The sequence below is a fragment of the Mesonia phycicola genome (genome assembly GCF_900141885.1).
GTDB lineage: Bacteria > Bacteroidota > Bacteroidia > Flavobacteriales > Flavobacteriaceae > Mesonia > Mesonia phycicola.
In genome coordinates this window covers 329,715-344,601 of record NZ_FQYY01000005.1, presented here as the reverse complement: position 1 = coordinate 344,601, position 14,887 = coordinate 329,715, and the positions used below count along the sequence as shown (strand labels likewise).

The 14,887-nt window shown below is 33.0% G+C and carries 16 protein-coding genes; 7 read left to right on the top strand and 9 right to left on the bottom strand.

What is annotated here, in order from left to right; all coding sequences use genetic code 11:
* The first annotated feature begins 1 nt into the window (after nucleotide 1).
* From BUC03_RS09510 to groL, 6 genes are all read left to right on the top strand, one after another.
* Complete coding sequence (locus BUC03_RS09510) at nucleotides 2–1,276, top strand: sigma-54 interaction domain-containing protein (protein WP_073150920.1); 1,275 nt, start codon at nucleotides 2–4, stop codon at nucleotides 1,274–1,276.
* A 1-nt stretch (nucleotide 1,277) separates the two neighbouring features.
* Complete coding sequence (locus BUC03_RS09505; protein ID WP_073150917.1) at nucleotides 1,278–1,802, top strand: LptE family protein; 525 nt, start codon at nucleotides 1,278–1,280, stop codon at nucleotides 1,800–1,802.
* Entirely contained in the window at nucleotides 1,802–2,638 is an 837-nt protein-coding gene (locus tag BUC03_RS09500; RefSeq protein WP_073150915.1) for a hypothetical protein, read from the top strand. Before BUC03_RS09505 ends, BUC03_RS09500 begins: the two co-directional genes overlap by 1 nt.
* A gap of 1 nt (nucleotide 2,639) precedes the next feature.
* Nucleotides 2,640–2,972, top strand: coding sequence for a preprotein translocase subunit SecG (gene secG / locus BUC03_RS09495; RefSeq protein WP_073150912.1), 333 nt, complete (start codon nucleotides 2,640–2,642; stop codon nucleotides 2,970–2,972).
* Nucleotides 2,973–3,118: 146 nt separating this feature from the next.
* Nucleotides 3,119–3,394: a co-chaperone GroES gene (locus BUC03_RS09490; RefSeq protein ID WP_073150909.1), complete on the top strand. Its 276-nt coding sequence runs from the start codon at nucleotides 3,119–3,121 to the stop codon at nucleotides 3,392–3,394.
* 56 nt (nucleotides 3,395–3,450) lie between these two features.
* A complete protein-coding gene (gene groL, locus BUC03_RS09485) occupies nucleotides 3,451–5,088 on the top strand; it encodes a chaperonin GroEL (RefSeq protein ID WP_073150907.1) in 1,638 nt (545 codons plus the stop codon).
* A gap of 67 nt (nucleotides 5,089–5,155) precedes the next feature.
* Here the strand turns inward: groL and BUC03_RS09480 are convergent, their stop codons facing one another.
* From BUC03_RS09480 to BUC03_RS09440, 9 genes are all read right to left on the bottom strand, one after another.
* Nucleotides 5,156–5,635: a hypothetical protein gene (locus tag BUC03_RS09480; RefSeq protein ID WP_073150904.1), complete on the bottom strand. Its 480-nt coding sequence runs from the start codon at nucleotides 5,633–5,635 to the stop codon at nucleotides 5,156–5,158.
* A 162-nt stretch (nucleotides 5,636–5,797) separates the two neighbouring features.
* Nucleotides 5,798–7,030: an ATP-dependent Clp protease ATP-binding subunit ClpX gene (gene clpX / locus BUC03_RS09475; protein ID WP_073150902.1), complete on the bottom strand. Its 1,233-nt coding sequence runs from the start codon at nucleotides 7,028–7,030 to the stop codon at nucleotides 5,798–5,800.
* A gap of 3 nt (nucleotides 7,031–7,033) precedes the next feature.
* Nucleotides 7,034–7,714: an ATP-dependent Clp endopeptidase proteolytic subunit ClpP gene (gene clpP, locus BUC03_RS09470; RefSeq protein WP_073150899.1), complete on the bottom strand. Its 681-nt coding sequence runs from the start codon at nucleotides 7,712–7,714 to the stop codon at nucleotides 7,034–7,036.
* A gap of 111 nt (nucleotides 7,715–7,825) precedes the next feature.
* The gene (tig, locus tag BUC03_RS09465; protein WP_073150896.1) at nucleotides 7,826–9,148 is read right to left on the bottom strand and encodes a trigger factor; all 1,323 of its coding nucleotides are present in this window, start codon (nucleotides 9,146–9,148) and stop codon (nucleotides 7,826–7,828) included.
* 69 nt (nucleotides 9,149–9,217) lie between these two features.
* A complete protein-coding gene (locus tag BUC03_RS09460; RefSeq protein WP_073150893.1) occupies nucleotides 9,218–9,565 on the bottom strand; it encodes a phage holin family protein in 348 nt (115 codons plus the stop codon).
* 122 nt (nucleotides 9,566–9,687) lie between these two features.
* Nucleotides 9,688–11,268, bottom strand: coding sequence for an SGNH/GDSL hydrolase family protein (locus BUC03_RS09455; RefSeq protein WP_073150890.1), 1,581 nt, complete (start codon nucleotides 11,266–11,268; stop codon nucleotides 9,688–9,690).
* A 16-nt stretch (nucleotides 11,269–11,284) separates the two neighbouring features.
* Nucleotides 11,285–12,541, bottom strand: coding sequence for an OmpP1/FadL family transporter (locus BUC03_RS09450; RefSeq protein ID WP_073150887.1), 1,257 nt, complete (start codon nucleotides 12,539–12,541; stop codon nucleotides 11,285–11,287).
* 109 nt (nucleotides 12,542–12,650) lie between these two features.
* Nucleotides 12,651–13,418, bottom strand: a complete 768-nt coding sequence (locus tag BUC03_RS09445) for an alpha/beta fold hydrolase (RefSeq protein ID WP_073150885.1) — start codon at nucleotides 13,416–13,418, stop codon at nucleotides 12,651–12,653.
* 8 nt (nucleotides 13,419–13,426) lie between these two features.
* The gene (locus BUC03_RS09440) at nucleotides 13,427–14,140 is read right to left on the bottom strand and encodes a pyridoxine 5'-phosphate synthase (RefSeq protein WP_073150882.1); all 714 of its coding nucleotides are present in this window, start codon (nucleotides 14,138–14,140) and stop codon (nucleotides 13,427–13,429) included.
* Nucleotides 14,141–14,225: 85 nt separating this feature from the next.
* Here BUC03_RS09440 and BUC03_RS09435 point away from each other — a divergent pair, with 85 nt between their 5' ends.
* The gene (locus tag BUC03_RS09435; protein ID WP_073150880.1) at nucleotides 14,226–14,885 is read left to right on the top strand and encodes a CBS domain-containing protein; all 660 of its coding nucleotides are present in this window, start codon (nucleotides 14,226–14,228) and stop codon (nucleotides 14,883–14,885) included.
* The last annotated feature ends 2 nt before the right edge of the window (nucleotides 14,886–14,887 follow it).

The window sequence follows — 14,887 nt, the reverse complement described above, 5'->3', positions numbered from 1 at the left end:
TATGGAATCAGTTCAAGCAACTAAACAACGTTTCGGTATTATTGGTAACGACAAAGCTCTAAATAGAGCTGTAGAAAAAGCTATTCAAGTAGCCCCTACAGATATTTCTGTTTTAGTTACAGGAGAAAGTGGAGTTGGTAAAGAAAGTATCCCTAAAATAGTTCACTCACTATCTCACCGTAAACACGGCAAATACATAGCAGTAAACTGCGGGGCAATACCAGAGGGAACTATAGATAGCGAACTTTTTGGGCACGAAAAGGGAGCATTTACAGGAGCAACTCAAACACGTAATGGTTATTTTGAAGAGGCAGATGGCGGCACCATTTTTTTAGATGAAGTAGGAGAACTACCACTTACTACACAAGTACGCTTACTACGTGTATTAGAAAATGGCGAGTTTATAAAAGTGGGATCTTCAAAAGTGCAAAAAACCAACGTAAGAATTGTAGCTGCCACAAACGTAAATATGTTTGAAGCAATTAAAAAAGAAAAATTTAGAGAAGATTTATATTACCGATTAAGTACAGTAGAAATTCACCTACCTCCATTAAGAGATCGAGGGGAAGACATACATTTATTATTTAGAAAATTTGCTTCAGATTTTGCCTTAAAATACAAAATGCCATCAATTCGTTTAAGTGATGATGCTGTTTTAATATTGCAAAAATATAGATGGAGCGGTAATATTAGACAATTACGCAATATAGCAGAACAAATTTCTGTGCTTGAACAAACTAGAGCTATAGATGCTAACGCTCTGCGATCTTATTTACCTAATTTGGGAGATAACCTTCCTGCTGTTGTGAATCAGAAAAAAAATGAAGGTGATTTTAGCAATGAACGAGAAATTTTGTACAAGGTTTTATTTGACATGAAAAGTGATCTTAACGACCTTAAAAAACTCACGCTAGAACTCATGAAAAATGATGATAGCGATCAAGTACAAAATGAAAATGAAAGTCTAATTCAGAAAATATATGGTAACGACGAAGAGCAAGAGCAATACCAAGAAGAATTAGAAGAACAAATGGAAGTGCTACACATTCCAGAAAATTACGAAAACAACACCCCTACCCCAACCTCTACCACAGAAGACAAATACTCTTTTGCAGAAGAAATTGAAGAAGAAGAAACCCTTTCTTTACAAGACAAAGAAATTGAATTGATAAAAAAATCTCTAGAAAGACACAATGGCAAAAGAAAAGCTGCCGCAGAAGAACTAGGTATTAGCGAGAGAACTTTATACAGAAAAATAAAACAGTACAATTTATAAAATGAAAACACCTAAATACACCCACAAGCTTTTAAGTGCTCTTGCCTTAATTGTTACAATTTTATCATTTCAAAGCTGCGGAATTTATTCTCTTACCGGAGCAAGTGTTGGAGACGCAAAAACCTTTCAGGTTAACCTCTTTCAGAATACAGCAAACTTAATAGAACCTGGTATTGACAGAACGTTTACTAACGATCTTCAAGATTTTATTCAAAACCAAACCAGTTTAAGTTTAGTAAACAATAATGCAGATTTAATTTATGAAGGAGAAATAGTGCAGTACTACTTCTCTCCAATGACAGCAACAAGTGATAATACAGCAGCACAAACCAGATTAACAATTGCTGTAAATGTTAGATACTACAACAACAAAGACCCTGAGAAAGATTTTGAAAAACGTTTCTCTTTTTACTATGATTATTCTGGAACAGATTTACTTACAGGAAGTGATTTAGACACTGCTTTAGAAGAAATTTTCACTAGATTAACACAAGACATATTTAATGAGTCTTTAACAGATTGGTAATGACCCCTACAGAATTTTTAGAAATTATAGACACTCCAAAAGTTTGCACACAAGCACAAACTAATCAACTACAAAAAATTGTAGAAGAGTTTCCGTATTTTCAAACCGCTAGAGCTTTACACTTAAAAGGACTAAAACAAAATCATCACTTCTCTTATAATGCCGAATTAAGAAAAGTAGCTGCATACACCGCAGATAGAAGAATTTTATTTGACTACATTACCTCTAAAAACTTCAACCAACACCATATTTCAGAAGAAATTAAATCTAGAAATTATACTGAAGAAATTACTGAAGTTAAAAATGAAAGTTTTGATGAAGCTGTAAAAATGAATCTTACAGAAGCAGACCGTGTATTAGACCCTAATTTATTTGAAGCTTCAAAAAAAGACACAACACCTTCAGAAAAAAACAATGAAGAACAATTAAACTTAGAAAAACCCTTAGAATTTAATAAATCTGAAGCACATTCTTTCTCAGAATGGTTAAAATTAGCAAGTGCAAAGAAGGTTAATAGACCAGATTATGCTCCAGAAACTAATATTAAAAGAAAAGAAATCTCTAAAAAGTTTGAATTAATAGATAATTTTATAGCCAATAATCCTAAAATTTCCCCTGCTCGAGAAAATAAAAATAAAGAGATTAAGCTAGTAGACAAAGGGCCTAGCAATCAATTAATGACAGAAACATTGGCTCGAGTTTACTTAGAACAAAAAAATTATTCTAAAGCAATTCAAGCATATAAAATATTAATTTTGAAAAATCCCGAAAAAAGTGGTTTATTTGCAGACCAAATTCAGGAAATAAAAAAGTTACAAGAAAATAAAAGTTCATAATATGTTTACAATATTTTTAGTTTTAATCGTTATCGTTGCATTTTTGCTAATCGTTGTGATTATGGTTCAAAACCCTAAAGGGGGAGGTTTATCTTCATCATTTGGTGGTGGCGGTGCTCAAGTTGGTGGTGCACAAAACACCACAAATTTTTTAGATAAAAGTACCTGGACATTAGCTACTGTTTTATTAGTGCTAATTTTGCTATCTAACGTTGCTATTATGGGTAATGGAGAAGGGTCTGAATCTAGAATTATTGGAGGTGATAATGCCGCTCCAGCTACAGAAGTACCAGCACAAGAAACTCCTGCTGCAACTACAGAAGATAGCGAGTAAACTACTACTTACAAACACACATAAAAATGCCAACTGTCAATGACAAGTTGGCATTTTTTTTTGCCTATTGGCAGCAAACATTCATTGGCATAATTTTCGAATATCCAAAAGCCAAACATTAAAATAACTTTTAAAATATTTTTATAATGGGATTAAAATTTAAACCTCTAGCTGATAGAGTTGTAGTAGAGCCCGTGGCGGCAGAAACTAAAACAGCATCTGGTATATACATTCCAGACTCTGCTAAAGAAAAACCTCAACAAGGTAAAGTAGTTGCTGTTGGTAATGGTACTAAAGACCATGACATGACTGTAAAAGAAGGTGATCAAGTTCTTTACGGTAAGTTTTCTGGTACTGAGCTTAAATTAGAAGGTAAAGATTACTTAATCATGAAAGAAGCCGAAATATTAGGCGTTCTTTAATTAATCTCGATTTAGAATTTATTTCAAAAATCAAACAAATAAAAAATTAAAAGAAAATGGCAAAAGATATAAAATTTGATCTCGAAGCAAGAGACGGTATTAAACGTGGTGTAGACGCATTAGCTAACGCTGTAAAAGTAACTTTAGGTCCTAAAGGGCGTAACGTAATTATCAGCAAATCTTTTGGTGCTCCAGTAGTAACAAAAGATGGTGTTTCTGTAGCTAAAGAAATTGAGCTAGAAGATGCTTTAGAAAATATGGGAGCACAAATGGTAAAAGAAGTAGCTTCTAAAACCAACGATCTTGCAGGAGATGGTACAACTACTGCTACCGTTTTAGCTCAAGCTATTGTGAAAGAAGGTTTAAAAAATGTTGCTGCAGGTGCAAACCCAATGGACATTAAAAGAGGTATAGACAAAGCTGTAATTGCTATTACAGAAGAACTTGCTAAACAAAGTATTGAAGTTGGTAGTAGCTCTGAGCAAATAAAACAAGTTGCTTCTATTTCTGCTAATAACGACGATGTAATTGGTGAGTTAATTGCACAAGCGTTTAATAAAGTTGGTAAAGAAGGTGTAATTACTGTTGAAGAAGCTAAAGGAACAGAAACTTACGTTGATGTTGTAGAAGGTATGCAGTTTGACAGAGGTTATTTATCTCCTTACTTTGTTACCAATAGTGAAAAAATGACTACAGATTTAGAGAGCCCATATATTCTTATTTACGATAAGAAAATCTCTACCATGAAAGATTTAATGCCAATTTTAGAGCCAGTTGCCCAAACAGGTAAACCTCTTTTAATTGTTGCTGAAGATGTAGACGGTGAGGCTTTAGCTACTTTAGTAGTTAACAAGCTTAGAGGTTCTTTAAAAATTGCTGCTGTTAAAGCTCCAGGATTTGGAGACAGAAGAAAAGCAATGTTAGAAGACATTGCTATTTTAACCGGTGGTACTGTAATTTCTGAAGAAAGAGGATTTACTTTAGAAAACGCAACTTTAGAGCAATTAGGTACAGCAGAAAAAGTAAGCATTGATAAAGACAATACTACTTTAGTTAATGGTGCTGGTGAAGATGAAAACATTAAAGCTAGAGTTAACCAAATTAAAGCTCAAATAGAAAGTACTACTTCAGATTACGATCGTGAGAAGTTACAAGAACGTTTAGCTAAACTTGCTGGTGGTGTTGCTGTACTTTATGTAGGTGCTGCTTCTGAAGTAGAAATGAAAGAAAAGAAAGACCGTGTTGATGATGCTCTACACGCTACAAGAGCTGCTGTAGAAGAAGGTATTGTTGCTGGTGGTGGTGTAGCTTTAGTTAGAGCTAAAGAAGCTTTAGCTAAACTTGAAGCAGAAAACCAAGATGAAGCAACCGGTATTCAAATTGTGAACCGTGCTATAGAAGCTCCATTAAGAACTATTGTAGAAAATGCTGGAGGTGAAGGCTCTGTAGTAATTAACAAAGTTCTTGAAGGTAAAAAAGGGTTTGGTTACGATGCTAAGACAGAAGCTTATGTAGATATGCTAGAAGCTGGTATTATAGACCCTAAGAAAGTTACTCGTGTTGCTTTAGAAAATGCAGCATCTGTATCTGGAATGATCTTAACTACCGAGTGTGCATTAATCGACTTACCAGAAGAAGATAATGGTGGTGGTATGCCACAAGGAATGGGTGGCGGTATGCCAGGAATGATGTAAAATCATTTTTTAACCTAATAAAAAGCCCGCTAGATTTAGCGGGCTTTTTTATTATTTAAAATTTTATTTATCCTAAAAACAAGCTGGCATTTTTAGTATTTCTTTTTACTTGTATATTGATATTATTATCTTCTGTATTAATAACCTCTTGAATTTTACTAGCTAAATTATTAGATACAGAATAAACACCTAGTTGAGACCAATCTTTACCTGATTTCACTTCTTCAGCAGTCATAGTTCCCGCAATTGGTTTAATTGTGATTTGAGTTCCTTTAATAACAAGATCAAAGCCTATATAGCCTTCTTTTTGTATATCCTCTTCAGAAAAATCATATAATTCAGTTGTAAGGTCATTAATTAATTCATCTAAATTATCTTCTTCTAAATTATAAGTAGAAACAAAAAAATCTTCTCCTAAATCTATAGCAAAAGATATATCACTTAAATCTAAATTAAATTCTTGTTCTTCTAAAGTTTCAGTTTCTTGCGTACAACTACCAAATGATAATCCTAATAACAATACTGGGAGTAAAAAAAATTTTTTCATAATAAATGATTTAACGATTAAGCATATAAATATAGTGAAAAAGCAACTCAATTTAACAAAAAAAAGCCCGCTAGATTTAGCGGGCTTTTTTTATTAAACTTTAAACATTATTCTATTCTGAAATAAATTTAGAATAATGCTTTACTAGACAACCTACATAGATTAAGAAACTGCTTTCAGCTTTTTAATAGTAGATTTCTGCAATGCCTTTTCAGCATAAGATTTTGTTACTTTAAATTCGGTTTCACCACTTTCTGGTAAATCAAACATTGCATCGGTTAAAATAGCTTCACAAAGTGAACGCAAACCTCTTGCACCAAGCTTATATTCAATAGCTTTTTCAACAATATAATCTAAAGCACCTTCGGTGATATCAAATTCAATATCATCCATAGCAAAAAGTTTTTTATACTGTTTTACTAAAGCGTTTTTAGGTTCTGTTAAAATAGCTCTTAATGTTTCTGCGTCAAGCGGATTCATGTAAGTAAGCACTGGCAAACGACCTATAATTTCAGGTATTAAACCAAAATCTTTTAAATCTTTTGGGATAATATATTTTAATAGGTTTTCTTTTTCTATTTCATCTTCACTTCTAGAAGCCGAATAACCAACTGCTTGAATATTTAAACGTTTAGAAATATTGCGCTCAATACCATCAAAAGCTCCACCAGCAATAAATAAAATATTACTCGTATCTACCTCAATAAATTTTTGATCTGGATGCTTTCTCCCTCCTTTTGGCGGAACGTTTACTGTAGTACCTTCTAATAGCTTTAATAAAGCTTGTTGCACTCCTTCCCCACTCACATCACGTGTAATTGAAGGGTTATCACTTTTACGTGCAATTTTATCGATCTCATCTATAAAAACGATACCCTGCTGTGCTTTTTCTAAATTATAATCTGCTGCTTGTAGCAAACGAGTTAAAATACTCTCTACATCTTCTCCCACATAACCTGCCTCTGTTAAAACCGTAGCATCTACAATTGCCAAAGGCACATTAAGCATTTTTGCAATGGTTTTTGCCATTAAGGTTTTACCTGTACCTGTTTGCCCAACCATGATGATGTTACTTTTTTGTATTTCAATATCATCTTCATCTTTTGGCTGCAACAAACGCTTGTAGTGGTTATAAACTGCAACAGAAAGCACTTTTTTAGTATAATCTTGACCAATTACATAGTCTTCTAAAAAAGTTTTAATAGACTTCGGTTTACGAAGCATTAATTCTGAAGAAAGCTCGTTAGTACCTTCTTGCTTAGACTCTTCTACTACTATACCGTGCGCTTGCTCAATACAACGATCACAAATATGTGCGTCTAAGCCTGCAATTAATAAATTTGTTTCAGGTTTCTTTCTTCCACAGAAAGAACATTCTAATTCTTCTTTCGCCATAAGTTACTCTTTCTCTCTCACTAAAATTTCATCAATCATACCGTATTCTTTAGCTTTATCTGCCTTCATCCAGTAATCACGATCACTATCTTCATGTACTTTATCATAAGACTGCCCACTGTGTTTAGCAATAATATTATAAAGTTCTTCTTTTAAAATTAAAATTTCACGTGCAGTAATTTCTATATCACTTGCTTGCCCTTGCGCACCACCTAAAGGTTGATGAATCATTACTCTAGAGTGTGGCAATGCACTACGCTTTCCTTTTTCTCCTGCGCAAAGTAATACCGCCCCCATAGAAGCTGCCATACCCGTACAAATAGTTGCTACGTCTGGCTTGATAAACTGCATAGTATCATAAATACCTAAACCTGCATAAACGCTACCTCCTGGAGAGTTAATATAGATTTGAATATCTTTATTAGCATCTGTACTTTCTAAAAATAAAAGTTGTGCTTGAATGATGTTTGCAATTTGATCGTTAATACCAGTACCCATAAAAATGATTCTATCCATCATTAAACGAGAAAAAACGTCCATTGCTACCGCATTCATTTGGCGTTCTTCTATAATATTTGGCGTCATGCCAACTGGCATCATGCTACTTACAATCTTTGTATAATAATTACTGTTGATACCTTGATCTTTTACAGCAAATTTTTCAAATTCTTTTCCGAAATCCATAGTTAATTTTCCTTTCTGATTTTAAATAAAAATCGTGCTTATAGTTATAAAAAAAGGCGTTATTCCATATTGGTTTAACGCCTTAAAGATAGCTATTAATTCTTTAAAAGACTAGTTATATACTTCCTTAACAAAATTTTCGTAAGTAACTTCTTTTTGCTCTAGGTTAACGTTCTCTTTATAGAATTCTAATACTTTTTGACTCATTACCTGCTCTGATAATTTCTTTACCTCATCTTGGTTAGAAAGTACTCTAGCAGTAATATCTTCTAAATCTTTTTCTGAAGGATCCATTTGACCAAATTGCGCCATTTGCATTTTGATACGATCTTTAGTTAGATCTTTAATCTCTTCTAATTGAACTTGAAGCTCATTTTCTTGAATTAATTTACCTTCAATTAATTGAAAACGTAAACCTTTTTCACTTTTTTCGTATTCTTCTTTTGCTTCTTCTGCTGTAAGTTGCTTTTCTCCACTTACCATAATCCAACGTTGTAAAAACTCTGCAGGAAGATCAAACTTAGTTTTTTCTATTAAAGCTTCTGTCACATCATTTAACAACTGCTGGTCGCTTTGTTGTTTAAATTGATTTTCTGCATCTTCTTTAATTTTTTCTTTTAGCTCTTCTACGCTAGTTACGTTACCTTCACCAAACAACTTATCAAAAAGTTCTTGATTTAATTCTGCTGGTTCTTGTTGATTAATTTCAGTTATCTCAAAAGTAACTTCTACATCTAAACCGTGTGCTTTATCGTGCTCTACTTTTAAAAACTCAATTAAATCGTGATCGTCTTCAAAAAGACTTTTTGTTTTTAAAGTAATAGTATCACCTACTTTAGCTCCTACAAATTTATTAAGGTTACGTTTTCCTTTTAACTTATCTAAAGGAAAAGTTGTTGTATTCTCTATACCTTCTTCTTCATTTTTAAAAGTACCTGCTACTAAATCACCTTCTGCAGCTTCTTCTTTAGAAACCAACTTACCATATTGTTTTTGTATGGTTTTCACCTGATTATCAATCATCTCATCATCTGCAACGATTTGATAATGCGTAATTGGCTCTTTTGTTTTAAGATCTACTTCAAATTTAGGAGAAAGACCTAATTCAAATTCAAAAGAATAGTCATCTTTATCCCAATCAAAATCTGCTTGTTCTTTAGGAAGCGGATTTCCTAAAACATCTAACTTCTCTTCTGTTAAATATTTATTTAAGTTTTCTTGAAGAAGTTTATTAACCTCATCTACAAGTACTGCCTGACCGTATTGTTTTTTCACTAAGCCCATTGGCACGTGACCTTTTCTAAAACCTGGGATATTAGCACTTTTACGATAATCTTTTAAGATTTTTTCAACTTTTGGGCTGTAATCTTCTTTTGAGATTTCAACTTTCACTACTGCATTAAGCTCGTCAATATTTTCTCTTGTGATGTTCATTCTTTATACTTCTAAAAAATTGGTGTGCAAAATTACAATTTATTTGCCTGCCAACCAAGTTTTTAATGTTTATGATTTCTTGTCTTTAAAAACAGAGAATAATACCGATTGAAAAAACGACAGTAAGAGGCTAAAAAATAATGCCCACCAAAAACCTTCTACATAAAAACCGCCTATTAATCCGTCTACCATCAATATAATAATTGCGTTTATTACTAGTAAAAATAAACCAAATGTTACTACTGTAACAGGGAGGGTAAGCATAACAAGTATTGGTTTTACTATTAAGTTCATTAAACCAAGTACAGCTGCAACAATTAAGCCTGTAAAGTAATTATTAATAGCCACACCAGACAAAAGGTTAGCTAGGGCAACTACAATAAAAGCTGTTATTAAAATTTTTAATATTGTTTTCATATCTAATTTTATTTAAAATTAAAGATCTATTCTATTTTCACAAACAGATTTAACCTATTTATACAACAAAAAAATGCTGAAGCAATAACTTCAGCATTTAAAATCAATTTTCTAAAACAATATTACTCTGAGATACCACTCCCTATAGAAGGGTCTCCACTGTAATTACCAACATTAACCACTGGCACTGTAGAATTATAAGTATTATTTATTGCCTCTATAATTTCATTAGCAATAATTGCATAACCTCTTGGGGTTAAATGTATACCATCTAAAGAGAAAGCTCCTCCAGTTGCAAACTCTGAGGTAATTAGGCCACCATCGTACACAACTCCTCCATTTGCTACATTAGACAGCAAGGTATTTACATCTACAAATGCTAACCCATTAGCAGTTGCTATATTTTCTATAGTTGCATTAAAAGATGCGGTTGCATCTGCAATCATTTCTTGCTCTTCTGGTATTAACACATATTGATCTTCCATAGGGTAAGTTACTCCGTTAACAGACAACTGTCCTGCAATTGCTTCTGGCACACCAAGAGCTACTAACTCTGCAAATCTATTTTCATTAACCACTCCAATTACAGAAGCACTTGTTAAAACTAATAAATCTGACTCATTAGATTGTCTTGCTTGCCCGTATTGTAAACCATAAATTGCTGCTGTTTGAGCATCAAAACCTCCCTGTATTAAAACTTGAGTTAATTCATTAGAAAGATCTATTAAAGATTCATCTTGCACTACTACCCCACTAGCTGCTGTAGCAGAAAACTCTATAGACCTTTCTGGCACACCTAAAAATGCAAAAGCTTGATTTAACTGAGCGTAAGTTGCATTTAAAGTTGCTAACTGATCACCTAAATCATCTGGCCCTAACGGACTAGTTGGTACAGTTGTAAAATACGGTGTATCTGTTACACTTGGTATATTTAACACAACACCTCCCGTAGCAGATGCCATTAACGCATCTACTTCTTGAGAATAAACCCCTGCAAATACATTAGAATCTGTAATATCTGTAGAACCGTAAGTAGCTGGATCTAAATTACCTTCTTGGCTTACACCTACACCTCCAGAAGAAGCAAAACTAAGCACATCATTACTACCTATCCATAAAGAGAAAAACGTAGGACTTTGCGCTACAGCATCTGCCAATATTGTTGTATTTTCTGAAGATCTAAATCTTACAAAATACGGGTTAGCTTGCCCAGTTAAAACCCCAGACGCATTACCATAACCTTCTGCTACTAAATGAAAACTTTTTGCCCCAGGAACTCCCATATTATTAAATGAGCCAGAAAGCGTATTAGTTATCTCTGTAGTTGGCGTACCGCTAATATTTACTGGAGCAAGACTACCAGATGCATCTACATCTAGAATTAATCTTGTGTCTTGTATTTGAACACCATTTAATAACAAACCACCTAGATTGTCTGAAGTTAAAGGCTGCACAAACTCTCCGCCACCAACTAATTCAAATTGACCGGCTAATATATTTGGATAAGAATTTTTCTGCCCTTGTTGGTACAGAGCATTATCTGCAAATCCTGCTGTAAGAGAATTTCCTACCGCTACATAAGTACTAAAATCTGCATTTCCATTTGTATAAACTTCGTTTTCTTCTACAGAGTTTTCAAACTCAGGCTCACAAGCAACTAATCCTAAAGCAAGTAAAACCGTATATTTAATTGTATTTTTCATCTTCATTTTAAATTATTTATAGTTTTACAGTTACCCCTAAACCTGGTAAAAAAGCATTACTTTTATAAGTACCACCAAAAGTTACCTCTTGTCCATTTTCTTGATAATGATCGTAAGACTCATCTATCTCTTTAAATCTTAAGTAAGCAAAAGAAGCATCTATTGCTACTTTAGGAGTAATTTGGTAAGAGAAACCTCCTGTATAACCTTGAGAATCATTTCGAGGTGTTTCTGGCGCAAAGTAACCTGACTGAACCGGAGACTGGTCGTAATAATAACCCACACGTAAGTCTAATTTATCTAAAGCTTTATATTGAGCTCCAAAACGGTAGATAGAAGAGTTTTTATAATTTCTTGGGTTTACTGAATCTGGAATATCATCTGGAGCAAAATCTATATCTAAAGATTCATAAACATCCCAGTATGTTCTATTATAATCAAAAGCAAATAACCACTTATCGTTAAGCTCATAAGAAACTCCAATAGTTAACTCTGCTGGCATTGGTAATTCTGCATCAAAAGAAACTGTACCATTAGAAACTGGTGATAAAGGTGAATTTGGCACATTAGTGAAAGTTGCATCTCCTCCTTCTGCTTTTAGAATTACTTCTGAACGATAATTTACCCCTAGTCTTAAATTTTCTATAGGAGAATACATTGCACTTGCAGACCAACCCCAACTATTAACTCCAGAAGCATCTATTTCTACATTAGAACGCTCTCCCTCTTCATTAGTTAAAGTTCTATTTAGGTTTCTATTAAAGTTTACAGAACCTGTAACAAAAATTGGCCCCGCTCCTACACTTAAATTATCTGTTATTTTATAAGACACTAAAGGCTGAATGTAAATAGCTTGTAAATCTATGCTATTAGTTAAATGAGACCCCTCCCAATCTGTAGGCCATTCTACACTACTACCATATGGAGTAGATATACTTAAACCTAAAGTTAATTTTTCTGTTACACTATAAGAAGCATACACATAAAAAGGAGTACCAATACTTTTTTCTGTTTCTGCAAAAGCTCCAGTTTGTTCATTTTGCCATTTCACGTTAGAGATAACTCCAGTCACCCCTGCAGAGATATTCAATTTATTCTCTAAAAACACTAATCCCGCTGGATTAAAAAATGCTAATTCTGCACTATTCACTACCGCTACTCCCGTATGCCCCATTGCTAAAGCTCTTTGACCTTGAGCACCTACACGATATCCACCTGCGTAAATTGAAGTGGCAGACAACAGAAGTATCACTACTAATAAAAGTTTCTTCATAATTAAGTTAGATTATATTTTTCTACAAATGTAATACTCAAATTTAATAGAATAATAATTTTAAGCAACTAAAATTACGAAATATTATGCTAGCATAGCAAAAAAATTGTTATTTCTCAATAAAATCCACAACTAACTGATAAAACTCTTTTGGCTTTTCTGCATGTAACCAATGACCTACACCATCAATTGTTTCTAATTTTGATGACGGAAAATGTTCTTTTAATAAAGGCTGATCTTCTTTTTGTATGTAATTTGAATTACCTCCATTAATAAATAATGTTTCACCTGTATATTTTTCTTCTGAGGTTAACGCGCTTCCTATTTCATTAATCTTTTCTTTTAGCACTTCTAAATTCATTCTCAATGCTAATTTCCCTTTTTCTTTCCAATAAAGGTTTTTTAGTAAAAACTGACGTGTACCCCAGTTATTGATAAATTTCTCTAGCTTTTCATCTGCCTCGCCTCTACTTTTTAATTCAGAATTATTTAACATTGTTAAACCTTCTAAAATGGTTTGGTGATGTGGCGCATAATATTTTGGAGCAATATCTGCAATAATCAATTTATCTATTAACTCTGGATAATCACAAGCCACCTTCATTGCTGTTTTACCTCCCATAGAGTGCCCTAGCAACACGATGTTTTTTAATTGGTTTTTCTCACAATATTCTTTCACATCTTGAGATAGCAGCTCATAACTAAACTCTGCAGTATGCGGACTTCTACCATGATTTCTTTGATCTATTAAATGAACTTGATAACCATTTTCTGAAAATTTAGTACCTAAAGTTTTCCAATTATCTCCCATACCTAGAAACCCGTGAAGAATTAAAAATGGCTTACCCTCACCTATAACATTTGCGTACAACTCCATAATTCTATTTATTTTAAATAAGATAAATATTTATTAATTACCACCTCTAAGCCTTGATATAAAGACTCTGCAATTAAGGCGTGGCCTATAGAAACCTCCAGTAAACCTGGAATATTATCTTTAAAGAACTTAATGTTTTCTAGAGATAAATCGTGACCAGCATTAATCCCTAAACCAACCTCTTGAGCTATTTTAGCGCACTCGACATAAGGTAAAATTCCGTTTTTATTTCCTTGGCTATATTTTTCAGCAAAAGCTTCTGTATAAAACTCTACTCTATCTGCCCCTGTAAATTGAGCAGCTTCTACCATTTTTGGATTTGGATCTACAAATATGGAAGTTCTAATTCCGTTAGTTTTAAATTCTTGAATCACTTCTGTTAAAAAATCTTTATATTTAACAGTATCCCACCCTGCACTAGAAGTAATTGCATCTTCTGCATCTGGCACTAAAGTAACTTGAGTGGGCTTATTTTCTAAAACTAAATCTACAAATTGTTTAATAGGGTTTCCTTCTATATTAAACTCTGTAGTTACCTGCGGAGACAAATCTCTCACATCTTGATATCTAATATGTCTTTCATCTGGCCTTGGATGCACGGTAATACCTTCTGCTCCAAAAGATTCTATATCTTTTGCAACTTGTAAAACATTTGGCACATCGCCACCTCTAGAGTTACGTAAAGTAGCTATTTTATTGATATTTACACTTAATTTTGTCATTTCAAACTTTTTAGATAACAAAAATACAAAGTAGAAAACCTTTCTTGTACTATATTTTCCTTAATTTGCACAAAAACCTAGTGCTATGAATATTTCTCATTACATTATCAATGACATATCTATTCAACCCATAGATCAAAAAATTAAGGAGTTTAAAAAACTGTTTAACAATCTCACTTACAACTATATTCCTATAGAAAAAGATGGAATTTTTACAGGTTGTATTGCAGAAAATGACGTGCGTTGTTATGATAATGACAAAGATTTGAAAGAATTTGAATATTCTTTAGAAACTTTTTTTGTTCGTGAAAACGATAATTGGCTAGATGTTTTAGAGGCTTTTACAAAAAACAACACTAATTTAATGCCTGTACTGTCTAACAAAGACAATAAATATTTAGGTTATCTTGAAATTGGTGACATTCTTTCTTTTTTTAGTGAAACACCGTTTATGGATTCTCCCGGAGCTATTATTGTAGTTGAAAAAGGAATGAAAGATTATTCTTTTAGTGAAATCTGCCAAATTGTAGAATCTAACGAAGGTAAGGTATTAGGTACTTTTGTTAGCAACTTAACCAATGATGTAGCACAAATAACTGTAAAAGTTGGCTTACTTGGTTTAAATGAAATTATTCAAACATTTAGAAGATATAGCTACAAAGTGATGAGTGCCCACCAAGAAGATGTGTTTTTAAAAAATTTAAAAGAAAGGTCTGATTATTTAGACAAATACCTCAACATCTAGTT

Excerpts from the sequence above, each read along its gene's own strand:
- BUC03_RS09480 (WP_073150904.1), bottom strand. The coding sequence starts at position 5,635 with ATGAAAAAATTTTTTTTACTCCCAGTATTGTTATTAGGATTATCATTT.
- BUC03_RS09460 (WP_073150893.1), bottom strand. The coding sequence starts at position 9,565 with ATGAAAACAATATTAAAAATTTTAATAACAGCTTTTATTGTAGTTGCC.
- BUC03_RS09440 (WP_073150882.1), bottom strand. The coding sequence starts at position 14,140 with ATGACAAAATTAAGTGTAAATATCAATAAAATAGCTACTTTACGTAAC.
- groL (WP_073150907.1), top strand. The coding sequence starts at position 3,451 with ATGGCAAAAGATATAAAATTTGATCTCGAAGCAAGAGACGGTATTAAA.
- BUC03_RS09500 (WP_073150915.1), top strand. The coding sequence starts at position 1,802 with ATGACCCCTACAGAATTTTTAGAAATTATAGACACTCCAAAAGTTTGC.
- tig (WP_073150896.1), bottom strand. The coding sequence starts at position 9,148 with ATGAACATCACAAGAGAAAATATTGACGAGCTTAATGCAGTAGTGAAA.
- clpX (WP_073150902.1), bottom strand. The coding sequence starts at position 7,030 with ATGGCGAAAGAAGAATTAGAATGTTCTTTCTGTGGAAGAAAGAAACCT.
- BUC03_RS09435 (WP_073150880.1), top strand. The coding sequence starts at position 14,226 with ATGAATATTTCTCATTACATTATCAATGACATATCTATTCAACCCATA.
- BUC03_RS09445 (WP_073150885.1), bottom strand. The coding sequence starts at position 13,418 with ATGGAGTTGTACGCAAATGTTATAGGTGAGGGTAAGCCATTTTTAATT.
- BUC03_RS09510 (WP_073150920.1), top strand. The coding sequence starts at position 2 with ATGGAATCAGTTCAAGCAACTAAACAACGTTTCGGTATTATTGGTAAC.
- clpP (WP_073150899.1), bottom strand. The coding sequence starts at position 7,714 with ATGGATTTCGGAAAAGAATTTGAAAAATTTGCTGTAAAAGATCAAGGT.
- BUC03_RS09450 (WP_073150887.1), bottom strand. The coding sequence starts at position 12,541 with ATGAAGAAACTTTTATTAGTAGTGATACTTCTGTTGTCTGCCACTTCA.
- BUC03_RS09505 (WP_073150917.1), top strand. The coding sequence starts at position 1,278 with ATGAAAACACCTAAATACACCCACAAGCTTTTAAGTGCTCTTGCCTTA.
- secG (WP_073150912.1), top strand. The coding sequence starts at position 2,640 with ATGTTTACAATATTTTTAGTTTTAATCGTTATCGTTGCATTTTTGCTA.
- BUC03_RS09455 (WP_073150890.1), bottom strand. The coding sequence starts at position 11,268 with ATGAAAAATACAATTAAATATACGGTTTTACTTGCTTTAGGATTAGTT.
- BUC03_RS09490 (WP_073150909.1), top strand. The coding sequence starts at position 3,119 with ATGGGATTAAAATTTAAACCTCTAGCTGATAGAGTTGTAGTAGAGCCC.